Source organism: Parahalioglobus pacificus, assembly GCF_014652275.1.
Classification (GTDB): domain Bacteria; phylum Pseudomonadota; class Gammaproteobacteria; order Pseudomonadales; family Halieaceae; genus Parahalioglobus; species Parahalioglobus pacificus.
The window spans coordinates 653,841-677,193 of sequence record NZ_BMYM01000001.1; the positions used below are offsets into that span (position 1 = coordinate 653,841).

The 23,353-nt window shown below is 57.2% G+C and carries 21 protein-coding genes; 9 read left to right on the top strand and 12 right to left on the bottom strand.

Features of this window, described 5'->3' with window-relative positions:
• Positions 1–26: 26 nt before the first annotated feature.
• The 8 genes from IE089_RS03085 to IE089_RS03120 are packed head-to-tail and all read right to left on the bottom strand — an operon-like array spanning position 27 to position 6,445.
• The gene (locus tag IE089_RS03085; RefSeq protein ID WP_189475042.1) at positions 27–461 is read right to left on the bottom strand and encodes a nitroreductase/quinone reductase family protein; all 435 of its coding nucleotides are present in this window, start codon (positions 459–461) and stop codon (positions 27–29) included.
• Between the two features lie 6 nt (positions 462–467).
• Complete coding sequence (gene alr / locus IE089_RS03090; RefSeq protein WP_189475044.1) at positions 468–1,553, bottom strand: alanine racemase; 1,086 nt, start codon at positions 1,551–1,553, stop codon at positions 468–470.
• Positions 1,553–2,410 (bottom strand): aminotransferase class IV, encoded by an 858-nt coding sequence (locus IE089_RS03095; RefSeq protein WP_189475047.1) that lies wholly within the window; start codon positions 2,408–2,410, stop codon positions 1,553–1,555. The genes alr and IE089_RS03095 overlap by 1 nt, the downstream gene beginning before the upstream one ends.
• A gap of 22 nt (positions 2,411–2,432) precedes the next feature.
• The gene (locus IE089_RS03100; protein WP_189475049.1) at positions 2,433–3,284 is read right to left on the bottom strand and encodes a glutamate cyclase domain-containing protein; all 852 of its coding nucleotides are present in this window, start codon (positions 3,282–3,284) and stop codon (positions 2,433–2,435) included.
• Positions 3,281–4,219 (bottom strand): 5-oxoprolinase subunit C family protein, encoded by a 939-nt coding sequence (locus IE089_RS03105; RefSeq protein ID WP_189475051.1) that lies wholly within the window; start codon positions 4,217–4,219, stop codon positions 3,281–3,283. Before IE089_RS03105 ends, IE089_RS03100 begins: the two co-directional genes overlap by 4 nt.
• Complete coding sequence (pxpB, locus tag IE089_RS03110) at positions 4,219–4,896, bottom strand: 5-oxoprolinase subunit PxpB (RefSeq protein WP_189475053.1); 678 nt, start codon at positions 4,894–4,896, stop codon at positions 4,219–4,221. The genes IE089_RS03105 and pxpB overlap by 1 nt, the downstream gene beginning before the upstream one ends.
• A 2-nt stretch (positions 4,897–4,898) precedes the next feature.
• Entirely contained in the window at positions 4,899–5,630 is a 732-nt protein-coding gene (locus tag IE089_RS03115; RefSeq protein WP_189475055.1) for a 5-oxoprolinase subunit PxpA, read from the bottom strand.
• A 29-nt stretch (positions 5,631–5,659) separates the two neighbouring features.
• Positions 5,660–6,445: a putative hydro-lyase gene (locus IE089_RS03120; RefSeq protein ID WP_189475057.1), complete on the bottom strand. Its 786-nt coding sequence runs from the start codon at positions 6,443–6,445 to the stop codon at positions 5,660–5,662.
• Positions 6,446–6,559: 114 nt separating this feature from the next.
• On the opposite strand from IE089_RS03120, the gene IE089_RS03125 reads away from it, so the two are divergent.
• From IE089_RS03125 to IE089_RS03135, 3 genes are all read left to right on the top strand, one after another.
• Positions 6,560–7,399 carry an acyl-CoA thioesterase gene (locus IE089_RS03125; protein ID WP_189475059.1) on the top strand — a complete coding sequence of 280 codons (840 nt, stop codon included), beginning with the start codon at positions 6,560–6,562 and terminating at the stop codon, positions 7,397–7,399.
• 72 nt (positions 7,400–7,471) lie between these two features.
• Positions 7,472–9,028 carry an acyl-CoA synthetase gene (locus tag IE089_RS03130; RefSeq protein ID WP_189475061.1) on the top strand — a complete coding sequence of 519 codons (1,557 nt, stop codon included), beginning with the start codon at positions 7,472–7,474 and terminating at the stop codon, positions 9,026–9,028.
• A gap of 90 nt (positions 9,029–9,118) precedes the next feature.
• A complete protein-coding gene (locus tag IE089_RS03135; RefSeq protein ID WP_189475063.1) occupies positions 9,119–11,002 on the top strand; it encodes an NAD-binding protein in 1,884 nt (627 codons plus the stop codon).
• Positions 11,003–11,007: 5 nt separating this feature from the next.
• Here the strand turns inward: IE089_RS03135 and IE089_RS03140 are convergent, their stop codons facing one another.
• The 3 genes from IE089_RS03140 to IE089_RS03150 are packed head-to-tail and all read right to left on the bottom strand — an operon-like array spanning position 11,008 to position 15,905.
• Positions 11,008–11,748, bottom strand: a complete 741-nt coding sequence (locus IE089_RS03140) for a class I SAM-dependent methyltransferase (protein ID WP_189475065.1) — start codon at positions 11,746–11,748, stop codon at positions 11,008–11,010.
• A gap of 3 nt (positions 11,749–11,751) precedes the next feature.
• A complete protein-coding gene (locus tag IE089_RS03145; RefSeq protein WP_189475067.1) occupies positions 11,752–14,835 on the bottom strand; it encodes an efflux RND transporter permease subunit in 3,084 nt (1,027 codons plus the stop codon).
• Between the two features lie 2 nt (positions 14,836–14,837).
• Positions 14,838–15,905 (bottom strand): efflux RND transporter periplasmic adaptor subunit, encoded by a 1,068-nt coding sequence (locus IE089_RS03150; RefSeq protein ID WP_189475069.1) that lies wholly within the window; start codon positions 15,903–15,905, stop codon positions 14,838–14,840.
• Positions 15,906–16,096: 191 nt separating this feature from the next.
• Here IE089_RS03150 and IE089_RS03155 point away from each other — a divergent pair, with 191 nt between their 5' ends.
• Positions 16,097–17,980 (top strand): DUF3336 domain-containing protein, encoded by a 1,884-nt coding sequence (locus IE089_RS03155; protein ID WP_229802559.1) that lies wholly within the window; start codon positions 16,097–16,099, stop codon positions 17,978–17,980.
• 8 nt (positions 17,981–17,988) lie between these two features.
• Here IE089_RS03155 and IE089_RS03160 read toward each other — a convergent pair whose 3' ends face one another.
• Positions 17,989–18,483: a lactoylglutathione lyase family protein gene (locus IE089_RS03160; protein WP_229802560.1), complete on the bottom strand. Its 495-nt coding sequence runs from the start codon at positions 18,481–18,483 to the stop codon at positions 17,989–17,991.
• Positions 18,484–18,609: 126 nt separating this feature from the next.
• Between IE089_RS03160 and IE089_RS03165 the strand changes: the two genes are divergently transcribed.
• The 5 genes from IE089_RS03165 to IE089_RS03185 all read left to right on the top strand — a co-directional run bounded on the left by IE089_RS03165 (position 18,610) and on the right by IE089_RS03185 (position 22,300).
• Positions 18,610–19,392: an SDR family oxidoreductase gene (locus tag IE089_RS03165; protein ID WP_189475071.1), complete on the top strand. Its 783-nt coding sequence runs from the start codon at positions 18,610–18,612 to the stop codon at positions 19,390–19,392.
• 139 nt (positions 19,393–19,531) lie between these two features.
• On the top strand, positions 19,532–20,158 hold the full coding sequence (locus tag IE089_RS03170) for a class I SAM-dependent methyltransferase (RefSeq protein ID WP_189475073.1): 627 nt from the start codon (positions 19,532–19,534) through the stop codon (positions 20,156–20,158).
• A 126-nt stretch (positions 20,159–20,284) separates the two neighbouring features.
• Positions 20,285–21,028, top strand: a complete 744-nt coding sequence (locus IE089_RS03175; RefSeq protein ID WP_189475075.1) for a hypothetical protein — start codon at positions 20,285–20,287, stop codon at positions 21,026–21,028.
• A gap of 266 nt (positions 21,029–21,294) precedes the next feature.
• Complete coding sequence (locus IE089_RS03180) at positions 21,295–21,666, top strand: hypothetical protein (protein ID WP_189475077.1); 372 nt, start codon at positions 21,295–21,297, stop codon at positions 21,664–21,666.
• 178 nt (positions 21,667–21,844) lie between these two features.
• Positions 21,845–22,300, top strand: a complete 456-nt coding sequence (locus tag IE089_RS03185) for an HNH endonuclease (protein ID WP_189475078.1) — start codon at positions 21,845–21,847, stop codon at positions 22,298–22,300.
• The last annotated feature ends 1,053 nt before the right edge of the window (positions 22,301–23,353 follow it).

Below are 23,353 nucleotides of genomic sequence, written 5' to 3' on the forward strand. Positions count from 1 at the left end.
GCAACAGCGTGGACAGGTATAGATCTTCAGCCTGTTTCGCGCGGACTCAATATGGCGAAACACCAGCCGCGCTGTGTGTAGTGATGCAGCACATCACAGAGTGCGCCCAGCCAGTCGGGAAATGACTTGGGCCGGCGGTAGCGCTTGCCAGCGCTAAGTACAAAGGCACGTGCGGGTCTGGCTTTGCCCCCGCGGTAGAACACCACGTCTGGCTGTTTGCGCAGATTCTTTACCCAGAAAGACCGGTCGCCGCGAGCAGTGCTGATCAATGTATAAGGCCCCAGTCTGAGAGACAGTAGTGGAGTGCGACGGATTGCGCCCGATTTAAAGCCGGTGCTCTCGAGGACGATGAGCGCTGCGGGCGTGAATGAGGGTGAGCCTATGCCGCGCATGACGGCGGGTTCAACCACGCTATTCAAGCGGCGAAAGAAATCCCGTTCCAGCGTCTGCCGATTCAGCACAGCTCATTACCCGCTGGTGAGTACACGGGGCGTACGCATGGGCATGCGTGTGGTGAGCTCATAACCAATGGTGCCGGCACAGTCGGCGATCTCGTCCACCGGGAGTTCTGGCCCCCACAGCGTGACGGCATCGCCTTGCCGTGCAGCGGGCAGGTCTGTCACGTCGATAGTGATCATGTCCATAGAGACACGGCCTACCAGTGGTGCTCTCTGGCCGTTTACCAGCGTTGGCGTGCCATTGCGTGCCAGACGCGGGTAGCCATCACCATAGCCCACAGCGACAGTGGCGATACGCGATGGCCGCTCTGCGGTCCAGGTCGCTCCATAACCCACGGTTTCCCCGATAGCGATTTCGCGCACAGAAATAACGCGAGAGCTCAAGGTCATGACCGGCTTCAGCGGATCGGTATTGACATGTGGCACGGTCATCGGGGAGTTGCCGTAGAGCATGTAGCCGGGCCGAATCCAGTCGTAGTGCGCTTTAGGCCAGGCCAAAACACCCGCAGAGTTTGCCGCACTGCGACTGCCCGGCAGTCCGGCTGTTGCCTGCTCGAATCGCTCCAGCTGCTGCAGTGTTTGCCCACTGCTCACATCATCTGCCGATGCAAAGTGTGTGCAGAGCACGGGATCGCCAGATACATTGTCGCAGGCACTAAGGCGCCGATGCACGCCGGCAACGTTCTCGGGTTGTACACCTAACCGGTGCATGCCGGTGTCGATTTTTAGCCAGCACTTCACGGGTGTGCTGAGACGGGATTTCTCCAGCCATCTGACCTGCGCTTCGTTATCGATGGTGAGCCATAAGCCATGTTCGGCGGCAGCCTGAATCTCCGACTCCTCGAAAAGGCCCTCCAGCAGCAGCACCGGCGATGTAATCCCGGCCTGTCGTAAGGTGAGCGCTTCTTCCAGGCAAGCGACTGCCATGGCGTCAACGAATTGATCCAGCGCCCGCCCGATCACCTCGGTACCGTGGCCGTAAGCGTTGGCCTTGACCACGGCCATGACCTTTCGTCCTGGCGCAAGCGCACGCGCCACTCTCAGATTGTTCTGGAGAGCGTCCAGATCGATAAGGGCGCGGCTGGGTCTGCTCATCAGTAGTCGAACTTGTGCGCGGTATACAGGGTTTGTGCAGCCAGCCAGACGTCCCCGACCTCACCATTGCCGACGGCTTTGCCATCGATCTCTGTGACGGGTGCAATCTCTTTACTGGAGCTGGTGATCCAGACTTCATCTGCGCTATCCAGCTCGTCCAGCATGACCACCCGTTCTTCAACGGGGATGCCGCCGTCCTTGCGCAGGATATCCAGCAGCATCAGCCGCGTGATACCGGGCAGCTTCTGGTAATCCAGATTGGGTGTGGCAACCACGCCGTCCTTGATCACGAAAACATTACACGCCGCGGCTTCTGTGAGCTCCCGGTCTTCGTTGTAGAGAATGGTTTCGCTGTGTCCGCGTGAGTGGCCATGCTGGTAATGCATGACATTGCCCAGCAGGGCAGTGGATTTGATATTGCAGCGCTTCCAGCGAAGGTCTTCGGTGGTCGATACGGTGTAGCACGCGGCGCTTGCCTTCTCAGGGATCGGCGGCGGCGCGATCTCAAAGGCAAAGGCGTAGAGCGTGGGGGTGATGTTCTCGGGGTAGGCGTGATGGCGCTTGCTGTCGGCGCCACGGCTCACATGAAAATACACGCCCAGATTGCCGCCGCCATTGCGGCTCATCAGTTCGTCCGCGATGGCCTTCCATTCATCGCGATCAATTTTGAGCTGGATCTCCAGTGCATCGATGCCATCCTGCATCCGATCCAGGTGGGGGCCAAAGCCGACCAATTTGCCGTTGTAAGAGGGCACGACCTCATAAATGCCGTCGCCAAATAAAAAGCCGCGGTCCATGGGAGAAATACGTGCTTTATCCATCGGCATGTAGTCGCCGTTCAGGTATACGATGCTCATTACGCTTATCCGTTCCTCGTCGTTAGCTTGCAGCTGCTTCGGTGTCAGCCACCAGGGTTTGTAGCTCCCTGAGCACGGCTAAGCCTTCGCTGGCAGCCATGCCGTCTTCAGTGATTGTATTTTCGCCAGTCACCCCATCCACGCTGCCCAGCTCGGACAGGTATTCGAGAATGGTGACAGGTTGTATCTGCGAAAGCAGGTCGCGTCCTGCCCATCTGCCCAACAGTGCGATCAGGCCATAGGCCGCCCAATTGGAGACGTCGGCGATCACCAGCTCATCGCAGGTCGTTATTGCGCCATTGATCGACAGCCCAGCTACCGTTTCGCGCAGGTTGCCCATGCCGATTTCGTTACCGCCATCGCCCGCGCCAATCGTGGGGCAGTTGGCCTCCGTGATAAACGGATCGAAGACCCCGCAGTGTTCGCTGATATCAACGCCGCGCATATTGTAGTAACGGCCGTCCTCAGTCAGGCCGGGTCGCTCGATGGAAATCACCGCCTTGGGTTGCAGCTTGGCCAGCTGCTCGCGCGCTTCCGTGATGGCTGAATCCACATCCGTGATCGTTAAGGACACCACGCGGTAGCGGTCGCTGATTCGATCGGCCAGGGGTGGGGCGCAGGCGATCCACGGGGTGGCGCCCAGTGACTCAAGCGCTTCATATAACGCAATCGCGCCCACCGGCCCGTCAGTTTCAAAGCTACCGGCCACGGGGAAGCCCGTGCCGATAATCACGTTGCCTTCGATATTCTCTAGCAGTTGTGCAGCTCGCAGGTAGTACCCGGGCGTCATGGCCGCCTGCAGCGTTTTCATGCCTCTGGGGTTGCGCGCCACCAGGACATCCTCGATAGCCCGACTCAGCTCGAGATCATTCATGTGCCCAGGTCCTCAAACAAAGCGGTGACGTTGTTGTTGGCGGCAAGGTGCAGCGCGTTGTGTGCTTCGTGCTGCGATATCGGCGTAAAGTGCACCTGCTGCCCTGGACGCAGCTGCGCCAGAAGCGCCAGATCCAGTGACAGCGCGGCGCCGATTTTTGGGTAGCCGCCAATGGTTTGTCGGTCATTGAGTAGTACGATCGGCTGGCCATCAGCCGGTACCTGAATGGCGCCCAGACAGATTCCCTCTGACAATATGCCCTGAATATCACAGCTGATTTCCGGGCCTTCCATGCGATAGCCCATACGATCGCTGCGGGTAGATACGGTGTAGGGCAGGCTGAAGAATCGCCGCTGTTGATAGCGCGGGAAATGGGATAGCTGATACCCCGGAATCACCCGCACGGTCAGCTCATCACTGTATACGGGGCGGTGCTGCGCCGGCAGTTGAAGTTGCTTGCGGGTGCTGATCGCACTGCAGTGCAGCGTATCGCCCGCTTCCAGTTTGCCGCCTTGCAGCCCGCCGATGCCTTCGCGTACAACCGTTGATGTACTGCCAAAACTCTCAGTCACCTTAAAACCATCGGCCACGCCCAGGTAACTGCGACAGCCATTTTCCGAGAATCCCAGATGAACCGTATCCCCAGCGCGTACTGGCAATACGGTGTAGAGAGGCTGTTCTTCACCGGCAATCGTCAACGGAGCGTCTGCACCGGTCACGCAGATAAAGGTGTCTTCGGTGGCGACCAGTTCGAGGCCGCCAAAACTCAACTCGACAGCGGTGGTGCCGACGGGGTTTTCGAGCAGGGCGTTGCACAGATCGAACGCCCGTTTGTCCAGTGGTCCGCCGGTGGTTAGGCCAATGCGATGCTGACCGAATCGTCCCGCGTCCTGCAGCAGTGCCAACATGCCCGGTTGTTTGACCGTGAAGCCCATTACAACTCCCCGCCCAAGGTGAGGTACTCCTCGCGTGTCACCGGAACGAAGCGCACGCGATCGCCAACACCCACGGGCATGGTTGGCGTGGCATCGGGATCAAACATGCGAATCGGGCATCGACCAATCAGATTCCAGCCACCGGGTGAGGGTGCGGGGTACACGGCGGTTTGCCGGTCAGCGATAGCCACTGCGCCTCTGGGTACGCGCTGGCGCGGTGTGGCCAGTCTGGGCGCAGCAATGCGCTCGTCAACTTCACCGAGGTAGGCAAAACCCGGCGCGAAGCCGATAGCGTACACGCGGTACTCGGCGCCGCTGTGCAGTCCGATGACATCGTCTATCGATAACTGCGCGGCCTCTGCCAACGATTCCAGGTCTTCGCCGACCTCGCTGTGGTAGTAAACGGGCAGTTCGATAAGCGCACCGCCGCCTGTCTCTGTGTCCGTTCCCTGTGCGACTACAGCGCGTATGCAGCGTGAGACTGCCATGTGATCGGTGGTCAGAGGGTCATAAATAACGAGCAAAGATGCGTAGGAGGGCACGACGTCGATTAAGTCAGCGCCCAGTTGTTGCTGGAGACCTTCGGCCAGCGCCTGCACCTGCGCCGATACCACTGGCGTCGCAGCCTCGCCCAGATAGACGATGAGAGCGTTTTCACCTGCCGGGTGAATGCGCATAGTCAGGCAGCGTCCACCAGGGCGCGAATATCCCGGATGGCCTGCACGCCTTCCATGTTGTCGCCGTGAACGCACAGCGTGTCAGCGTCCAGCGTCAGTGTCTGTTCGCTCACCGTAGTGACCGTGCCCTGTGTCAGCAGTTGTTCGACCTGTGCCAGCATGCGCGGTTTGTCGTGGACTGCGCCGGGCTTGCGACGCGAGAGCAGCTGCCCATTGTCGTCGTAGCAGCGATCAGCAAAGGCTTCGAACAGCACGGTAATGCCAGCGGCGCCGGCTTCTTCTCGGTGAGACTGGCTGGCGGGTGTGGCTTGTAGCATCAGCGGCAGTGGTCGGTGATAGCCTGCGATGGCGGCCATGATGGCCTCGCGAACCTCGGACTTGGCCATCATGTCGTTGTACAGCGCGCCGTGGGGCTTCACGTAGCTGAGTGTGAGGCCATGGCAGGCTGCCATACCGTCCAGTGCACTGACCTGATACTGCACTGCGGCGATGGTTTCCTCGCGTGACAGGTTCATGCTCCGCCGTCCGAAACCAACCAGATCGGGGTACGCCGGATGTGCACCCACGGTGACACCGTGCTCGGATGCCAGTTCCAGTGTTTTTTGCAGGGTTAGGGGGTCACCGCCATGAAAACCGCAGGCAATATTGGCCTGATCGATGTGTGGCATGACCTGCGAGTCCATTCCCATGGACCAGCTGCCGAAGCTTTCACCCAGATCACAATTGAGCAGCATTGGCGACTCCTTACCCTGTTATGGCTGTGTTACATCACCGCCAGTTGGCTGTTGCGTAAATCGGACACCAGCATGCAACCGGGGCTGTGTGTCACGGCCAGCGGCGGCTTGGCATTCTCCAGCGCAACCTGAGGGGTCACACCACAGGCCCAAAATACCGGCAGCTCGCCATCTTTCATCGTTATGGCATCGCCATAATCCGGCGTGTCCAAATCTGTAATTCCAATCTGAGCGGGGTCACCCAGGTGGATCGGGGCGCCATGCACAGAGGGGAAACGCGTGCAGATTTGCACGGCGCGAATGGCATCTGCAGCGGCAAATGGCCGCATACTCACGACCATTTTTCCTGCGAAGGGACCTGCGGGTGAGCAGTCGATATTGGTGCGGTACATGGGCACGTTGACCCCAGCACTCACATTGCGAACATCGAGCCCGTCTGCCAGCAGCGCTTCTTCAAAAGAGAAGGAGCAACCCAGTGCGAAAGTAACCATATCTTCCGACCATAAGTGCTTGATATCGTTACATTCTTCGACGAATTTGCCATCGCGAAAGACGCGGTAGCTTGGCACGTCAGATCGTATGTCTATATTCCCCAAAGGTGGTAGCGATGCATCCCCCGGAACGGCAGAACTGGCGATCAATGGGCAGGGTTTTGGGTTGGCCTGACAGAAGCGCAGGAAGTCAGCTGCCCAGCGCGAGGGCAGTATCACGATATTGCACTGCACATGCCCGGGAGCCTGTCCCGACGTGTTGTCTGTGAAGTCGCCGCTGCGACAAGCTGCACGCAGAGCGGCAGGCGATGAGAATTGCGTCATGGTATCTCGCTCCAAATGAAGCGCTAACTATAGCGGGAGCTTGGCGGGGCGTAACGGAGTATTTGTTTTCCGATTTAGGCGATAATACGCGCCTCGTTGGGCGGGAGTAACAAGATGCTGGATCAACTATTGGATGTGCTTCAGGTAAAGCCTGAAGGGGAGCTGCGGTTTCTGGGGGATAACATGCATCCAAAGGCGTATCGCGTTTATGGTGGTCAGGTATTGGCACAGGCGGTTATGGCTGCCCGCTATACGGTGGATGACGACCGTGAGCTTCATTCACAGCACGCCTACTTCCTGCGGCCGGGTAATCCGCGCGAGGATATTCACTTTACCGTTGAGCCGGCGCTGGACGGCGGCAGCTTTTCCTCGCGGCGTGTGGTTGCCAGTCAGCAGGGCAAGCCTATCCTGGTGAGCTCGATCTCATTTCAACGCCCTGGTGAAGGGGAAGTCTTTCAGGCCAGTAAGCCGGCAATGCCCGCGCCCGACAGCCTGCCTTCAGAACGCGAACTGGCCCTTAAGGACGGGAAGCTTGACGACAACTTTATGATTACCACCGGAACCGATCTGGACGTGCGCGTAGAGGACCCCATCGACTGGGACAACCCCGTGGAGCGCCCCCCGGTTATCCGCGCCTGGATGAAAACGACGGAAGCCTTGCCTGATCAGCCGGCGCTGCACCAAAGCGTACTGGCTTATATGTCGGACTGCTTTCTCATTGACGTTTGTCTGGCGACCCGCGGTCTCACCTTTCAGGACGGCAGCTTGCAGGTAGCGAGCCTAGACCATGCGCTGTGGTTTCATAGGCCTCTGCGCGCTGATCAATGGCTATTGCATGAGGTGCATGCCGAGGCGATGGCCGGTGGACGGGGGCTAGGCCGCGGCAATTTCTACACCGAAGACGGTACATTGGTGGCGACTACCATGCAGCAGGGGCTGATGCGCCCCCGTTGATGATTGTCTCGCGCTGGGCCTGAATCTATAGTGAGGCTATAAATAACGAAACAACAATAACAGGAGAGCCCCATGCCTCATCCCAGTGTGACTGCGCAGACCTACCCACATAAACCCGCCATCATCATGGGTGATTCGGGTGAGATGGTCACCTACAAACAATTGGATGAGCGTTCCAACCAGGGCGCGCAGTTGTTTCGTTCGCTGGGGCTGAAGAAGGGCGATCACATCGGCATGATGATGTCTAACTGTCGGCAGTTCCTCGAGATCTGCTGGGCAGCACAGCGTGCCGGCATTATATACACCCCCATCAGCACCCATCTCAAACGCGATGAAACCGCCTATATCCTCGAGAACTGCGGTGCCCAGCTATTCATCGCCAGTCACGACCTGGCTGTTGTGGCCGGCGAGATCGTGGACGCGGCACCAAACATTCAGCACTTCTACATGGTGGACGGTATCGTCAATGGCTTCGAGTCGTGGGAAGAGGCGACGGATGCGCAACCGGAGACGCCTATTGATGACCAGGCCAACGGCGTGCCCATGCTGTACTCCTCCGGCACAACCGGCAAGCCCAAGGGTGTGTTCATCGCGCCGCAAAGTGACGACGTGTTGGCTGACCACAACATGGCGGGCACGCTGGGGCTGATTTTCGGTTTCAGTGACGAGACGGTGTACCTATCGCCGGCACCGCTTTATCACGCAGCGCCGCTGCACTACAACAATATGGTGCTGTCCATGGGTGGCACCACGGTTGTCATGGAGAGCTTCAATCCCGAACGCGCGTTGCAACTGATTCAGGAGCATCGGGTAACCCATAGCCAGTGGGTACCCATCATGTTTATTCGCATGCTCAAGCTGCCCGAGGAAACGCGCAACCAGTACGACGTCAGCTCAATGCAGTTTGCCATTCATGCGGCTGCCCCTTGCCCGGTAGAAACCAAGGAGAAAATGATCGAGTGGTGGGGGCCCATCATTGTCGAGTACTACGCCGCCAGTGAAGGCATTGGCGCCACCATTATTGATTCCGCAGGTTGGTTGAGCCACAAGGGCTCAGTGGGACCTGCGATGTCCGGCACCCTCCACATTCTCGACGATGGCGGCAACGAGTTGCCCACCGGCGAGATCGGTACGATTTACTTCAGCGGCGAGCAGGCTTCCTTCAAGTATCACAACGAACCCGAGAAAACGGCGGGGGCGTATAACGCGAACGGATGGGCGACCACCGGTGACGTGGGCTACGTGGATGATGACGGATTCCTGTATCTGACCGATCGCAAGAACTTCATGATCATCAGCGGGGGAGTGAATATCTATCCCCAGGAAATTGAGAACCTGTTGATCACCCACGATAAGGTTGCTGACGTTGCCGTATTCGGCATCCCTAACGAAGAATTCGGGGAAGAAGTAAAAGCTGTAGTGGAGCCTGCGAATTGGGCCGATGCTACTGACGAGGTAGCGATTGAACTGATCGAATGGCTGCGCGAGCGCCTGTCCAGCATCAAGTTGCCCCGTTCGCTGGACTTCCGTGAAAAGCTGCCCCGCATGGATAACGGCAAGTTGTACAAGCGCCACCTGGCGGATGAGTACCGAGGTGCCGCCCGCGATGACAGCACAGTGGGGCACTGATAGAGGAGTGGGGCACTGATAGAGGAGTGGGGCACTGATAGAACGTCCCGACAAAACCTATGAGCCGCGTTGATAAGGACCGTCAGCGATATGAGTGACACAGGTAATGCCCGCCGGCGCTCCACGTCCCTGTGGGCCCAGCACGAATGGTCGATTGTTGCCTTGGCGGCCGCCATGGCGTTTTTGCTGGGCTGCTGGGGCTATGCGCTGGCAATGTCGCCGTCGGCCGCAGGCAGTGAGCACACCTGGTGGGACGTTGTATACGCCAGCTTTCAGCTGTTTATTTTTGAGGGCCCGGATGCGACCGCTGGTTGGCCCTTGCAGCTGCAAATCGCCCGTGCGCTGGCCCCCGTTGTACTGCTGTACACCGCAGCGGCGGCGATCCTAAAACGCACAGAAACCCAGATTGCCCTTTATAAATTGCTGTTTCGAAAGCGCCGCTTTGTGGTGGTGTGCGGCATCGGTGAAACCGGATTTCGAATCGCCAAGCAGTACCTGCGCCACAGCGATAAACAGGTTGTGGTGATCGAGAAAGATCCAATGAACCCGATGGCAGCAGAGCTAGCCAAGTGGGGCGCGATTGTTATTTTTGGCAATGCCATGGATCCGGTGACGCTGGATCGCGCTCGCGTGGTTTACGCCAAGGAAGTGTTCCTGTGCACCCACGATGATCAGGCCAACATTGCCGCAGCCAAGGCGATAGACCGGCTCACCCGTGTGCTGTCAGACAGTGACATGGCGGCAATGGCGAAAACGGTTCAACGGCACGAGCCTCATCTTGCGGGGGAGCCGCCGTACGTGGGGCTGCGTGCATTCCTGTGCGTAGATGAGCCACACCTCTACGATGTGTTTGCTAACCATCCGTTCTTTGCCCACGCCACTGACCGATTCGCCATTCGCATCTTCAATCGCAAGCAGACGATCGCCCGCAACGTGTTTAGCCGTTGCGCGCCGGATATGTACTACATGCCCAGGGAGGAGTCTCAGCCGCCCATGCATGTGCTGTTTGTGGGCTTCGACAACCTGGTTGGAGAACTTATTTTACAAACGGCGCTGACCGCTCATTACCCCGACCGTCGGCGGGCACAAATTACCGTACTTTGCGGCGACGTTAATCGAGAGCGTGTGCAACGCTTTCTCTATCGCTTTCCCCACCTCGAAAGCGTGGTGTCACTAAAGACGTCGTTTCACGACCCCTTAACCTTGTCGCAGGCGCAGTGGGTAGATTTGCAACGCGAGGCCCCATTTTCCGTTGCCTATGTGGCGATGCGCGAAGACGTTGATGGCATTCTGGCTGCACGGCGCCTGAACCGTCACCGCCGACAATTGGGCGAGGCGCCGGTGAACATGGTGGTGTGCCTAAACCAGCAAACCTTCCTGGCCGAGATTATTGACGACGACTTTCTGCCCATCATTGACGACAAGTCGAGTCTACCCGCGCACGAGCCCATTGAGTACTTCGAAACGCTGGACGAGACGATCACTATCGACGTGGTAGTGAACGACGCACTGGATACGCTGGCGCGCACCTTGCACAACGCCTATCTGGATACGTTGGCGCAAACCGAGCCCGCACAAACAGCCGCGGAGAATGCGTCTATTGTGCCGTGGTCAGCGTTACCCGCACATAAAAAACAGGCTAACCAGCATGCGGCTGCGCACATTGCGACCAAACTGCGCAGCCATGGCTGCATTGCCTGCGATGAAAGTGACGAGCGACCCGCCATTGCATTCCCGCCAGATGAGTCCGCTATGGAGGTGCTGGCACAGGTTGAGCACCGCCGCTGGATGGCGGACAAGCAACTCGCGGGCTATGACTACGGCGACACACGGGATGAAGATTTTATGACCCACCCCGATCTGGTGCCCTGGGAAAAGCTTGGCGAGTCCGACAAGGAAAAAGACAGGAGTAATATTCGCCAGATAGCCGGTCTGCTGGCTATGCAGGGCAAGAAGGTGTGTGCCTCAGGCTAGGCGACTCAGCCGATTCGCGCTGCTTTTACCGACACTGGCCACACCACCGTCTTTTCCCCCGCATCGCCCCAGGCGCGAGAGAGCGACTCAAAGAACTGCTCGAAGGCGGTTGTGTCGCCGGCTTTCTGTGCGGTGGCATAGGCCGACCAGGTGGTGATGTAGCCGATCAGGCCCGCTAGGGAGAGGGAGGCCCGACAGTCGTGGTCTGGCGCCGCCAGCGGGTTAAACGGCAGATTCAGATCGGCGTACCCGGTTTCAACGTGACGTCGCTCTGGACTCCAGAAGCGGTACACATCCTGCCAGTAGCCTTTCTGAAAGATCGCATTAATCGGATCTTCGATATACGGCACCCCATAGCTGATCAGGGCCAGAGCCGCACCGGGGGACGCAATCCGCCGCACTTCGTTGCAAAACGCAGGGAGATCAAACCAGTGCGCGGCCTGGGCTACGGTAATCAGGTCGGCGCTGTGTTCGGGTAAACCTGTGTTCTCTGCAGGGGCGCAGTGATAACTGACCCCCGCGTGCTGATGAGCCGAAGCCAATTGGCTCTCGCTGGGATCAACACCGATAACGCGTTCGAAATGCGGTGCAAGCAGGGTTGTCAGCTGACCCGAACCGCAGCCGATATCGACCGCGATACGCTTTGCTGGCGCAAGTGCAGCCAGTGCCTGTGCCAGTGCCGCCGGGTAGTGGGGCCGAAACTGTGCGTAGCGCTCGCCACCCGCCGTGAAGTGCCCTTCAGTCACGTGTTAATGACCTGTTGCCGGCTCTGCTGGCAACGATGCAGGCGCGGGCGTGGCTCTTTGATCCTGGTTAGCTTCTGCTGATTTTTCCTTGAGGAACGGCAGGAAGAAAACCGGCAGTACGAACAGCGTGAACAGCGTGCCGACCAACATACCCGTGGTAATCACCAGCCCAATACTGAAGCGGGCGTTAGCGCCGGGCCCGACTGCGATAAGAAGAGGCAGTACCCCCAGCACGGTGGCAAAGGTGGTCATAAGGATGGGGCGCAGCCGCATGGCAGCAGATTGCAGCACGGCGTCGTAGCGGCTATGCCCGTGCGCGCAGAGCTGATTTGCGAACTGCACGATCAGAATACCGTGCTTGCTGATCAGGCCGATCAGTGTCAGCAAGCCGATCTGGGTGTAGATATTCAGCGTGGCGAAACCCAGGGCAATAGGAACAACAGCGCCAAAGATAGACAACGGCACCGAAACCAGTACCACCAAGGGGTCGCGGAAGCTGTTGAACTGCGCGGCGAGCACCAGGAATATCAACAGCATCGACAGCGTGAACAGAATAGGGAATGACGCGGTTTCCTGCATGAGGCGGCGCGAGGGACCGGTATAGCCATCGCGGAAACCGGTGGGCGCAATGTCTGCCAGTTCAGCGCGCAGGTACTCAAGCCCTGTTCCCAGGGTGTTGGGGGGCATCATCAGCCCCTGAATGGTCGTGCTGTTGAGCTGCTGGTATTGCGTGAGGTCGTTGGCTTCTACCCGAGAGCCTAGCGATATAACGCTGGACAGTGGCACCAGTTCATCACTGGCGGTACGCAGGTAGTACTTTTCCAGTTCTTCCTTGGTTAGGCGGAAGCCCCTTCCGGCCTGCGGGATCACTTTGTAGCTTCTGCCTTCCACAGTGAAGCGATTCACTTCGCCTTCACCCAGCATGGTGGCCAGTGTTTGGCCAATATCGCGCATGGAAATGCCCAGACGCGCAGACAACTCCCTGTCGATGTTGACCTGTACCTCAGGGCGATCGAAGTTGAGTGACTGGGTCACAAAGATAAATTGGCCGGATTCACGCGCGCGCTTGAGCAACTCCTCGCCGACACGGTAAACCTCTTCGTAGGGCGCGGTGGACGCAATCACGAAGCTCACCGGCAGTCCCGCATCAGAGCCGGGCAGGGGGGGCGTGCCGAAACTGAACAGCTCCATGCCGGCTACGCTGCCCAGTTTTTGCTGGAACTCCTGTTGCACTTCCTGCTGTGTGCGTTCGCGTTCGTCCCAACGGTGCATGGTGACTCCGCCGAAGTTTGAATCCGGCGACATGAACTGCCAGGAGTGGCTGAACTCGGGGATTGCCTTCCACAATGAGACCACTTCATCCAGGTAGTAGTTGATGTAGTCGATGTTGGCGAAGCGGGGTGGCGTACCCACCACGTACAGCGAGCCCGTATCTTCCTCCGGCGCCAACTCCTGCTGTGATAACAGGAACAGGGCAGGCAGGCTTAGCAGGATCGTGCCGCTGAACAGCAGCACGGCGCCGCGGTTGCGCAAACAGCTCACCAGCAGTTTCTGGTACTGGTGGATCAGCACTTCAAAACGCTGGTCCAGCCAGTCGGCGAAGCGACCCTGGTGCTCTGCATCCTTGAGAACGTAGGCACACATCATGGGGCTCAGCGTCAGGGCCACAATCCCCGATACGAAAACCGCACCCGCCAGTGTCAGGGCGAATTCACTGAACAGGGCGCCCGTTAAGCCCCCAATAAAGGCTATGGGCGCATACACCGCGGCCAACGTCAGCGTCATGGCCACCACCGGTGTGGCCACTTCCCGCGCACCCATGATCGCGGCTCGCATGGGGGTGGCGCCTTCTTCGATGTGGCGGTGAACGTTTTCCACCACCACGATGGCGTCGTCCACCACCAGCCCGATGGCGATAACCATGGCCAACAGTGTGAGCAGGTTCAGGGAGAATCCAAGGCTATAAACCATGAACACCACACCGATCAGCGAGAGCGGAATCGCCACCAGCGGAATCAGTACTACCCGGAAAGAGCCCAGGAACAGGTAGATGACCAGCATCACGATCAGCGCGGCTTCAATCAGTGTGCGCACCACCTCGGTGAGTGCGTCGTTGATGGGCTCGCTGCCGTCCCAGTCCAGGAACAGCGTCATATCGGCGGGTAGGTTCTCCCGGATGCGGGGAATCGCTGCGTGAACTTCGCGCGAGAGATCCAGAGGGTTGGCATCCGGTGTGGGCGTTAACCCCATGAATACCGAGGCTTCGCCGCTGGAGTAGGTGCGTACTTGCGAGTTTTCCGCTGACAGCTCAACCTCGGCAACATCCCCAAGGCGCACACGGTCTTCCCCGGACTGGCGCACAACGATGGCCTCGAAATCCGCTTCGGTCTGCATGTCGGTGCGCGCATCCACCGTCGCTCGCACCAGATTGCCCTCTGTGGCGCCCGTGGTAGAGACGAAATTGTCGCGCTGAATAGCCTCACTGATATCCGCCGCCGTCACACCTAGGGCAGCCATGCGTACAGGATCCAGCCAGATACGCATAGCCAGGAAACGGCCAAACATATTGGCCTTGCCCATGCCGGGCAGGGTGGCCAGATCCGGCTGCACGTTACGCACCAGGTAGTCGGTGATTTGGTAGGGCGTCATCTGATCGCTGGAGAAGGCCAGATACATCAGCGCATCCCCGCCGGATGCGGTGGAAACCACGGGGTCTTCCGCATCGCGGGGCAATTCGTCCCTGGCTTCATTCACCTTTGCGATCACCTCGGCCAGTACATCACTGCTGTTCTCGCCAAGCCGCACGTGCACTTCGATGCTGGAGATGCCCGGGTTGCTGGTGGAGGTCATGTACTCAATACCGCTGGCACCGGCGATATTGATTTGCAGTGGTGTGGTGACAAAGCCTTGCACGGTGCGCGCACTGGCACCCCGGTAGGCTGTGTTTACGTAGATAACGCTGCGTTCCAGTTCCGGAAACTCACGCACGGCGACGCGGGACAGGGAAGCGGCGCCCAGTAGCAATATGATGCTGGACACCACAATGGCGACAACCGGTCGTTTGATAAAGAGGTCAGTGAACCACATGGTTACATATCCACCGTGTCATCAATGGCGATACGAGCGCCGCGGGTGAGCTTGTTCTGCCCGGCGATAACAACCTGATCGCCAACCGCTATACCTTCATTCACCACAATTCTCCCATCGCGGGAATCACCGGTGGTTACTACTCGGGGTTGGGCCACGGGTGCGCCATCATTGTCTTCGATTACCCACACGATGTTCCCCTGTAGCGAATAGCTCACGGCCGTTTCAGGTACCGTGATGACCTGGCGTGGCTGACCGAGATCGATAGTCAATCGCGCAAACATTCCCGGTAACAGCCCCTCGGCGGGCTCCAGAGTGGCGCGCAGCGACAGATTACGGGTGCCGGCGTCTACCTGGGCATCCAAAGCCTGCAGGGTTGCCGGAAACACCTGGTCAGGAAAGGCTGCCGTGCTGACGGCAACTGCCAGACCGGGACGCAGGCGCGGTGTGTGGCGTGCCGGAACCGAAAAATCGACCTCCAGCTCGGTTAAGTCCTGCAGGGTGGTGATTGGGTCACCGGAGGCGATGTAATCACCCAGTTTGGCGCGCACGATACCCACGGTGCCATCGAAGGGCGCGACGATGCGCTTGTTGTCCAGCCTGGCTTCGGTTTCCGCCAGCTGAGCCACAGCGGACTCCAGGTCGGCGCGCGATCGATCGTATTGAGTCTGCGGGATAGAGTTTTGTTCAACCAGGCTGGAATCGCGCTCGAACAGCAGCTTGGCCAGCGCCAGATTCGCCTCCTGACGCTCCCGGCTGGCCTTTTCAACGCTGTCATTGAGCACCAGCATTAACTGGCCCGCTTCAACCTGTTGTCCACTGACCACGTTTATCTCAGTCACCTCGCCGCTGGCTTCTGCTGCCAGCTGCACGCCGCGCACCGCAGCAATAGTGCCCACTGCCTCTAATTCGGTGGCCCAGGTCTCATCTGTCGCGCGGCCCGCCGCGATGACAACCGGTGGAGGCGTAAAGTCCATCCCCGCCAGAGTCGAAAACTTGTTGTAGAGGTATCCGGCGATGCTGCCGAAGATGATGACGAGTAGGGCAATTACCAATGAATATGCGCGCACGAGGGCTCCAGGGGCCATTGAGGGTCAATCCGTTATTGTATGTGTACGCAGAGGCGGGCGCATCTGCCCAATCTTTCTGGTTTTAGCAAGGGCTTGGCCACGATTTTTGTGCTGGGCGGGTTCGTCTGCATGCTTTATCCTTCGCGCATCGATTGTTGAGAGGGGGTATCGCGGTGAGACAATCGCGCCAAATGAAAAAGCTGGAACGCATCATGGATAAATGCGACAGCTACGAGGACTGGAAAGAGGCCGCACAGAGCCACGATGATATCAGCGGGCAGAAGCGCTGGCGTGAGGTAGACCAGACCAGCCAGTACGATTACTCCCAGATTCGCCTACGACTGGACCGATTGCGCAGCCTGCGCGCGCGGCACGACAACCAGGGCCTGTTGTTTACCCTGAACGAGGGGATACACGGCAACATGGGCGGCATGGGCCGCAGCTCTCTGTACCGTCGTGCAAAATTTGGCACCAAGCACCTGATTGAACAGTACATCGACGAGATCGATGACTGCCTGCGCTACTTGGCTGACCTGGACGAAGACCTGATCTCTGCCCAGGACAAAATGGACTTTTTCTACCGGGCAAATATCTGCTTTGGCCGCTCTGCCCTGATGCTCAGCGGCGGTGGTGTTCTGGGCTTTTATCACCTGGGTGTGGTGAAGGTGCTGTTAGAACAGGGCTTGTTACCCCGCGTCATCTCGGGCTCCAGCGCTGGCTCTCTCGTAGCCGGTGTGTTGGGCACCCACAGCGATTCCGAGCTTGAGCAGTTTTATGATCCTGCCAACGTGCATTTCGAAGCAGAGCGCGAAGCCAGCGTATTCTCGCGGATGTTCTTTGGCTCAAATCCCCAGATCGATATAGGTGACCTGGAACAGATTATCGCCCGGTTAATCCCCGACATGACCTTCCAGGAAGCCTACGAGAAAACCGGCCGCCAGATCAGCATCACCGTGGCCCCGGCTGAGCCACACCAGCGTTCGCGGCTCTTGAACGCCATTACTTCACCCAACGTATACATCCGCTCTGCAGTGATGGCCTCCTGTGCGGTTCCGGGTGTGTTCCCGCCCGTAATGCTGATGGCCAAGAACCTTCATGGCGAAGCGCAGCCTTACCTACCCACCCGCAAGTGGGTGGATGGCTCCATTGCGGACGATTTGCCCGCCAAACGGCTGTCGCGCCTGTACAGCACGAATCACTACATCGTGAGCATGGTGAACCCCATTGCCACCCCGTTTTTGCAGAACAACCGTGAGCGCAGCCGTACGTCGGCGGCCCTGGGCGCGTTGGGCATGGGTGTAGGCCGGGAGATACTCAACTTCTACCGGGGTATTGCCCAGAAGCAGGGTGATAACTGGCCTCGTTTTAATATGCTGATTAATGGCGTGCATGCGTTGATGGATCAGGAATACTCGGGCGATATCAATATCGTGCCCAGCTTCCGCTGGTACAACCCCGGTAAGTTGCTGTCGCATCTGTCCGAGAAGGAACTGGTGACCCTGATGCAGGGTGGCGAAAACTCCACGTTCCCGAACGTAGAATCCATTCGCATCTGCACGAAAATCTCCCGAACCATGGAAGAAATTCTGCATCGCTTTGAATACGGTGATCTGCGCCCGGCAGACAGTGAGTATCATCGCCCGCGTTCATCGCGTCGTAGGCCCACAGCGACACGCGCCGACAGGGAAGCCCTGCGCGAAACCGCCTCCCAGCGCGCGTCTGCGGGTGAGGCCTTAGAGGCCAAACCAAAGAAGCCGGTGAAATCGAGGGCCAAGAAGACCAGCGACAGCGCATCAAAAGCTGGCAAAGCACCGGCTAGGACGCGCACTAAAGCGACGAAAAAAACGGCCAGCGCTAAGCCGGCGGCCAAGCCTAAAGCAGCAGCAAAGAAAAAGCCCGCTGCCGCCAATGTCAAGAAAAAGACGCCGGCTCGCACTCAGGTCGCTAAAAAAGCACAGCCTGTGAAAGCCGCGGCCAAAAAAGCGGCCAAGAGCAAGTCTGCTATTCGCAAAGCGCCGGCCAAGAAAAAGGCCGCCAAGGAATCGCCCAGCGAATTGCAGGGCGAGCTCTGGTAAATCCCGAATCAGTAGGCCCCGGCGGAGTAGGTGAGCTCGTAGCTGTGTGAGTACACCTCGAAGATCAGTCCAAAGGGGTCTTCCACGTAGCACATACGAAACGGCTTCTCGCCGGGATAGTACTCCCTGATGGGCATGCGCTGGCGACCGCCGTGCGCCACGATGCTCTCCACCAAGCCCTCGATGTCCGGGTCCTGCACGCAGAAGTGAAAGGTACTGGTCTTCCAGTACGCAAACTCTCCCGGCGGCTCATTATTGCTGAACTCAAACATCTCAACACCGATGCGATCGCCGGTAGACATGTGCGCGATCTTGAACGACCCCCAGCCTGAGCCAAACACATCGATGCACATCTGCCCGATGGGGGTCTCTGATTCCTCAGTGATCACCGTAGGCTCCATGATGAGGTACCAGCCCATGACCGTTTGGTAGAACGCGACGGCGTCTTCCACACTGGGAACTGAGATACCGATATGGGAGCAGGTGCGGGGGTAGTTTGCCACGGCTGTGCTCCTGAGGGCTTTGGGGTACATTGCAGTCATGGTGTAGAAGCTGCTGGTAAACGTGCAGGCATAGGCCTCAGTTACCCGGCTTGACGATCTGAACGAAAACAGAACGAGGAGAGTGTGATGATTGATGGCTTGTTTTCCATGCAGGACAAGGTCTGTGTGGTTACCGGTGGCAGCAGGGGCCTTGGTGCGTTTATGGCTCAGGGTTTTTTGGAATCGGGAGCCAAGCGCGTTTACATCACAGCCCGCAAAGCCGAGGCCTGCGTGAGCGCTGCAGAGGAACTCAGCCAGTACGGCGAATGCATTGCCATCCCCGCCGACATCTCCAACGCCGAGGGCATGCAGACTTTTGTATCAGAGCTGATGTCGCGTGAAAGCCACATTGATGTGCTGGTGAATAACGCAGGTACGGGGTGGGGCGCCCCTTTCGGCCAGGTGCCTGAAAAGGGCTGGGACAAGGTGATGGATATCAACGTGAAAAGCCCCTTCTTCCTCACGCAGGCATTGGCGCCTTTGTTGCGTGCTGCAGCCTCACCAGACAATACAGCCAGCGTTATCAATATCGGCTCTATCGCCGGGGTGGTTGGCAATGCTGTTGATAACTTTGGCTATGCTGCGTCAAAAAGCGCCATACATCAGCTGACACGGGTGCTGTCCACGGAGTTGGCCAATGATCACATCCGTGTGAATGCCATAGCGCCGGGGCGGTTCTATTCCAAGATGACGGAGTTTCTGAGCAATGATCAGGCCGCGTTTGAGGAAGAGTTGAAGACCATTCCCATGCACCGCTGGGGTGAGCCCAGTGACATCGCGGGTGTGGCAATTATGTTGGCCTCTAAGGCGGGCGCGTTCATTACCGGCCAGATCATCGCCATCGACGGTGGCACATCGGTTGTGAACTGAGACAGCGAATCCCTGTGGCAGCTATCTACGACCAGATCGGAGCGGGCTACGACACTGCGCGAAGGGCAGACCCTGAGATCGCGAGTCAGCTGGCATCGCTGGTGATGCTGCAGCAGAACGCTGACTACCTGGATCTGCCTTGGGCGGTCGTTGGGTGGCGGTGGACGCATCCACCACCATGCTGGCGGAGGCGCAGCACAAATGCGAGGGTGTGCAGTGGCGCTGCATGAGTGCCGAGCATCTATCGCTGGATGATCAGTCTTTTGATGCCGCTATCTGTACGTTGGTTATTCATCACTTCAGTCGTCTCGTCGCCGCCTTTGCTGAAGTGGCGAGGGTGCTGAAGCCAAAGGCGCGTTTTGTGCTCTTCACCGCGTTTCCTGAGCAAATGGAGCGCTACTGGCTCTGTCACTACTTCCCGGAAATGATGCGACTTGCCTGCGAGCAAATGCCTGGCCGCGATGCGGTGACAACGGCGCTTTCCGATGCGGGCTTTACACAATGCGAGATACAGCCCTTTGAGGTAACACCGGCGCTGCAGGACTTCTTTCTTCACAGTGGGAAGCAGCGGCCCGAAGTATATTTGTCTGAGGCTGTACGCCTGGGTATCTCCTCATTTAGAAATGGCTTGTGCAGCGCCGCAGAAAAACGCGATGGCGTTGCCCGGCTAGCGGCTGACATTGAAAGCGGGGCTGTTGAGAGCGTGATGCGTGAATACCAACACAGCGGCGGCGCCTACGCGTTTGTGGCGGCGCATGCTTCTTAGTTATAGGCTTGATAGCACGTTTGGAGGGATGACCCAGGGAGGGGAGACATGGCAATCGTGTCGCGCCTGTTCAGTGCTACAAGGCTAACGATCTTTTAATTCATCATCACCGTTCTCGGTGTGCTCGTGGCGCTCGCTGTAGATGCCTGGCAGCAAGAGCGGGATGATACAGAGCAATTGCAGGGTTACCTCGCGTCGTTCGTGCGTGAGATCGATCAGAACCTCTTCAGCATCAACATCATTAAGGATGATGTCGTGCCAACCAAGTTGGCCCGACTCGAACGCGTCATCGCTGTCCTTGAGTCTGGTGATGAGGCGGCGCTGCAGTCTGAAAGCTTGCTGAGTGACATGACCCTGAGCACGAGCAACGCTGAGCTTTGGCTCACTCGGAGCAGCTATGACTCCGTCATTAACGCCGGCGGCTTTAGGCAATTAGACGACCGTGAATTGGAAGCTTGGATATCGGGCATCTTCACTGGCCCGGGGGTGCTGCTCAAGCAGACGACACCGCTACGCGGTGATTATCCGGCACTTGTGAGTGGGCTAGTGCCGGTAGATATGATGGCCGCGTACAATCCTCTGGCGGGCTATTTTCGCAATTCTGACGAAGCCGAGGATCCGAATACCCTCTCGCCTACCGTGACGGAGCCCTCGTCGAGGCTAGGCACGGCGCAACGGATTTTGGCGTCGCGGGATGATCTGTTACTGGCTGCCAGAGCAGAGGTGAGTTTCGCCACTGCTGTGTGGTACGCCCTGGCGCGTATGGAATCTGACTTCACACATCTTCGCCGGCGTATCGTTGACCATCCCCTATTGCAGGAAGTGGATACCAGTAACTTGTTTGACTCAGTTGTCGAAGATGCTGACTGAAGGCATCCCTGAACTGAGACGCACGCTGTATGGGAACTCCTAAAAGCTGTTGAACGGGGTTCTCCGGATGTCCGCTTTCGCCTAACTGCGGACCTTTTGCTATGGTTTGTTGAACGTCCGCTTTCGTCCACAAAGCGGACATTAATTATGTTGAACGATTTGAGCCGATGTTCCGACTCCTTGCCCTAAGTTTATTATCGCTGACCGTGTATGCTTGCTCTGGCTCTTCCGATGAATTGGTTGGGCATCGTGGCCGAGTATTCGCGATGGCCGACCCTGCCAAACAGGCACTCGCGCTAACGCGGTTTGATGAAGAAGGCATTCAATACGAAGTACAATCAGAAGGGGCTTCTGAGGGAATGGTTGTCACTCTACTCAAGGATCAAGCGCGTGTGGACGGCATAACAAGGGAAGTCCATTCTGGGCCTGAACTAAGTAGTACCACGTGGGAGACAGCAGTGTTGCTGAATGACGACATGCAAGCACGCTATGAAGCCGCATTCGAAAAAGCAGGTATCGATTATTCAATAGTTACCCATGAGGGCACAAAACAAATAGAGTGGAACCAATTGGATGGTCCGAAGGTTGATCTTATCAATCAGCGAATCGCGGAGCAGATAGTTGCTGAGCGTAAGTGAATTCCATCTATCAACCATGTCTGCTCTTGGCCCCATAGCTGCCCCTGGGTTCTGTGGTAAATTGTATGGCAGATAACGTCCACGAAGCTGCCCTTCAATGAAAAGGATTTCCTGTGCACAATTACTTAGTCCATATACTTAGCTGGTAGGTGCCCGGATGGCCAAAGATACGCCGTCTATGGCAAAGAATAAGATCAAGAGAAGCCTCGGAGCTATTTGTGATCCACACCCTTCAAAGGCAGAGGAAAAAGAACTATGGGAATATTTTGATTCCCAGTGTGCCTATTGTGGTGTGTCAATCGAACGGGATTCAAGAACCGGTCATCTCGATCATCTTGTCCCGATTTCAGAGGGCGGAACGAACAGCATATTTAATCACGTGCTCTCATGTGCGAAATGCAACGGAGATGAAAAACGGGAAGAGGAATGGGAGTCATTTTTGAAGAGCAAGTCGGTGTCCCTCGACGTCTACGAACAAAGAAAAAATAGAATCTCTCAATGGCTACAGCGAGCCCCTAAAGGAGTGAACGAGCCTGATATTGTCGCAGTAAGAGCATCGATCATTAATAAGGCGTTAGCAGATTTTGATGGCGCAGTAGCTCGGATGAGGGAGCTTCGAGATAGATGCACCTGACAAGGCCAGGCACAGCTGCCCCCTCGGGGCTGGGCCTCCGCACTGCGTGCTCCGGCCAGTGCTGGCGGCGTTATGTGTAAATCAAAATGAGTTTTAATAAGCCCGCATTACTACTTCTTATTTCAATTACTATCGTAGCTCTTTGCTACTTCGTAATCGGGCCACTTTGCATGTGGGGATGCCCTAATGGTTTTTTACTTGAATTTGTAAGAGCTCTTTTTTGGCTTGGGTCACTAGGCATTATCATTTCTGCAATTTGGTTTATCATTGCAACATTAATAGCAATAAGAAATAAAGTTTGTGAAAGTCACACATAACAAGTCAAGGCAGCAACGCCCTAACGGGCTAGACGCGCTAACGCGCGCCGCTGCTTGAGGCGTTAGCGAGTGTCCGCTATTGGCCCCAAAGCTGTCGCTGAAGAAACAGCCGAATTCAGTCCCGTGAGAATAGTAGCCCACATTTGTGAGTCTAAATTTTGATTGCTGCCGCAATAACGATAACCATTGGCCTAGTTTGCGGTTTGCTGATCGGTTTTGTCCTTGGGATCTCTAGCAACGAAATATCTGAAGGGACAGACAGGCAATTTAACTCCTCTTTCCTTACGGCTATCTACAAGAAGAGACCTATATACATAAACATGCTGACCGGTGGCATCTTGGGACTGAGTATTATGGTTGGTCTTACTGTTGTAGCTGCCATGTCGCCCAAATGGCTTGGGTGCCCGTCAAACTACTTGATGTCATATTCAGCACCCTCTTACGTCGTGGGCATTTTGCTAGGCAAGATTATTCGCTATTGGGTCTGGAAAAAGTATCTGAGGTTTATGTAGAACTCATGACCATCCAAGTCCGCTCTTGGCCTCTTAGAGGAAGCTAGATCGTGGAAAAATCGTTAGACGCGTTCGCGAGGAAAGAGAGAGTCCGAGCGTGGTTACCTTGGGTGTTATTGCTTGCGGTCATTCTTTGCGTTTACGCGGCTGCCAGCTATGTTCACTCGACCGGAGAGGTCGATACATCAGGGCGAATCGTCTACGGTCACGTTAAGCAATCCGCT

What these genes read in the sequence shown, in the direction of transcription:
- IE089_RS03125 (WP_189475059.1), top strand. Translation starts at nt 6,560, where the DNA reads ATGCTGGATCAACTATTGGATGTGCTTCAGGTAAAGCCTGAAGGGGAG.
- IE089_RS03105 (WP_189475051.1), bottom strand. Translation starts at nt 4,219, where the DNA reads ATGGGCTTCACGGTCAAACAACCGGGCATGTTGGCACTGCTGCAGGAC.
- IE089_RS03145 (WP_189475067.1), bottom strand. Translation starts at nt 14,835, where the DNA reads ATGTGGTTCACTGACCTCTTTATCAAACGACCGGTTGTCGCCATTGTG.
- IE089_RS03100 (WP_189475049.1), bottom strand. Translation starts at nt 3,284, where the DNA reads ATGAATGATCTCGAGCTGAGTCGGGCTATCGAGGATGTCCTGGTGGCG.
- IE089_RS03095 (WP_189475047.1), bottom strand. Translation starts at nt 2,410, where the DNA reads ATGAGCATCGTATACCTGAACGGCGACTACATGCCGATGGATAAAGCA.
- IE089_RS03135 (WP_189475063.1), top strand. Translation starts at nt 9,119, where the DNA reads ATGAGTGACACAGGTAATGCCCGCCGGCGCTCCACGTCCCTGTGGGCC.
- IE089_RS03115 (WP_189475055.1), bottom strand. Translation starts at nt 5,630, where the DNA reads ATGCTGCTCAATTGTGATCTGGGTGAAAGCTTCGGCAGCTGGTCCATG.
- IE089_RS03165 (WP_189475071.1), top strand. Translation starts at nt 18,610, where the DNA reads ATGATTGATGGCTTGTTTTCCATGCAGGACAAGGTCTGTGTGGTTACC.
- alr (WP_189475044.1), bottom strand. Translation starts at nt 1,553, where the DNA reads ATGAGCAGACCCAGCCGCGCCCTTATCGATCTGGACGCTCTCCAGAAC.
- IE089_RS03155 (WP_229802559.1), top strand. Translation starts at nt 16,097, where the DNA reads ATGAAAAAGCTGGAACGCATCATGGATAAATGCGACAGCTACGAGGAC.
- pxpB (WP_189475053.1), bottom strand. Translation starts at nt 4,896, where the DNA reads ATGCGCATTCACCCGGCAGGTGAAAACGCTCTCATCGTCTATCTGGGC.
- IE089_RS03130 (WP_189475061.1), top strand. Translation starts at nt 7,472, where the DNA reads ATGCCTCATCCCAGTGTGACTGCGCAGACCTACCCACATAAACCCGCC.
- IE089_RS03180 (WP_189475077.1), top strand. Translation starts at nt 21,295, where the DNA reads ATGGCCGACCCTGCCAAACAGGCACTCGCGCTAACGCGGTTTGATGAA.
- IE089_RS03120 (WP_189475057.1), bottom strand. Translation starts at nt 6,445, where the DNA reads ATGACGCAATTCTCATCGCCTGCCGCTCTGCGTGCAGCTTGTCGCAGC.
- IE089_RS03185 (WP_189475078.1), top strand. Translation starts at nt 21,845, where the DNA reads ATGGCAAAGAATAAGATCAAGAGAAGCCTCGGAGCTATTTGTGATCCA.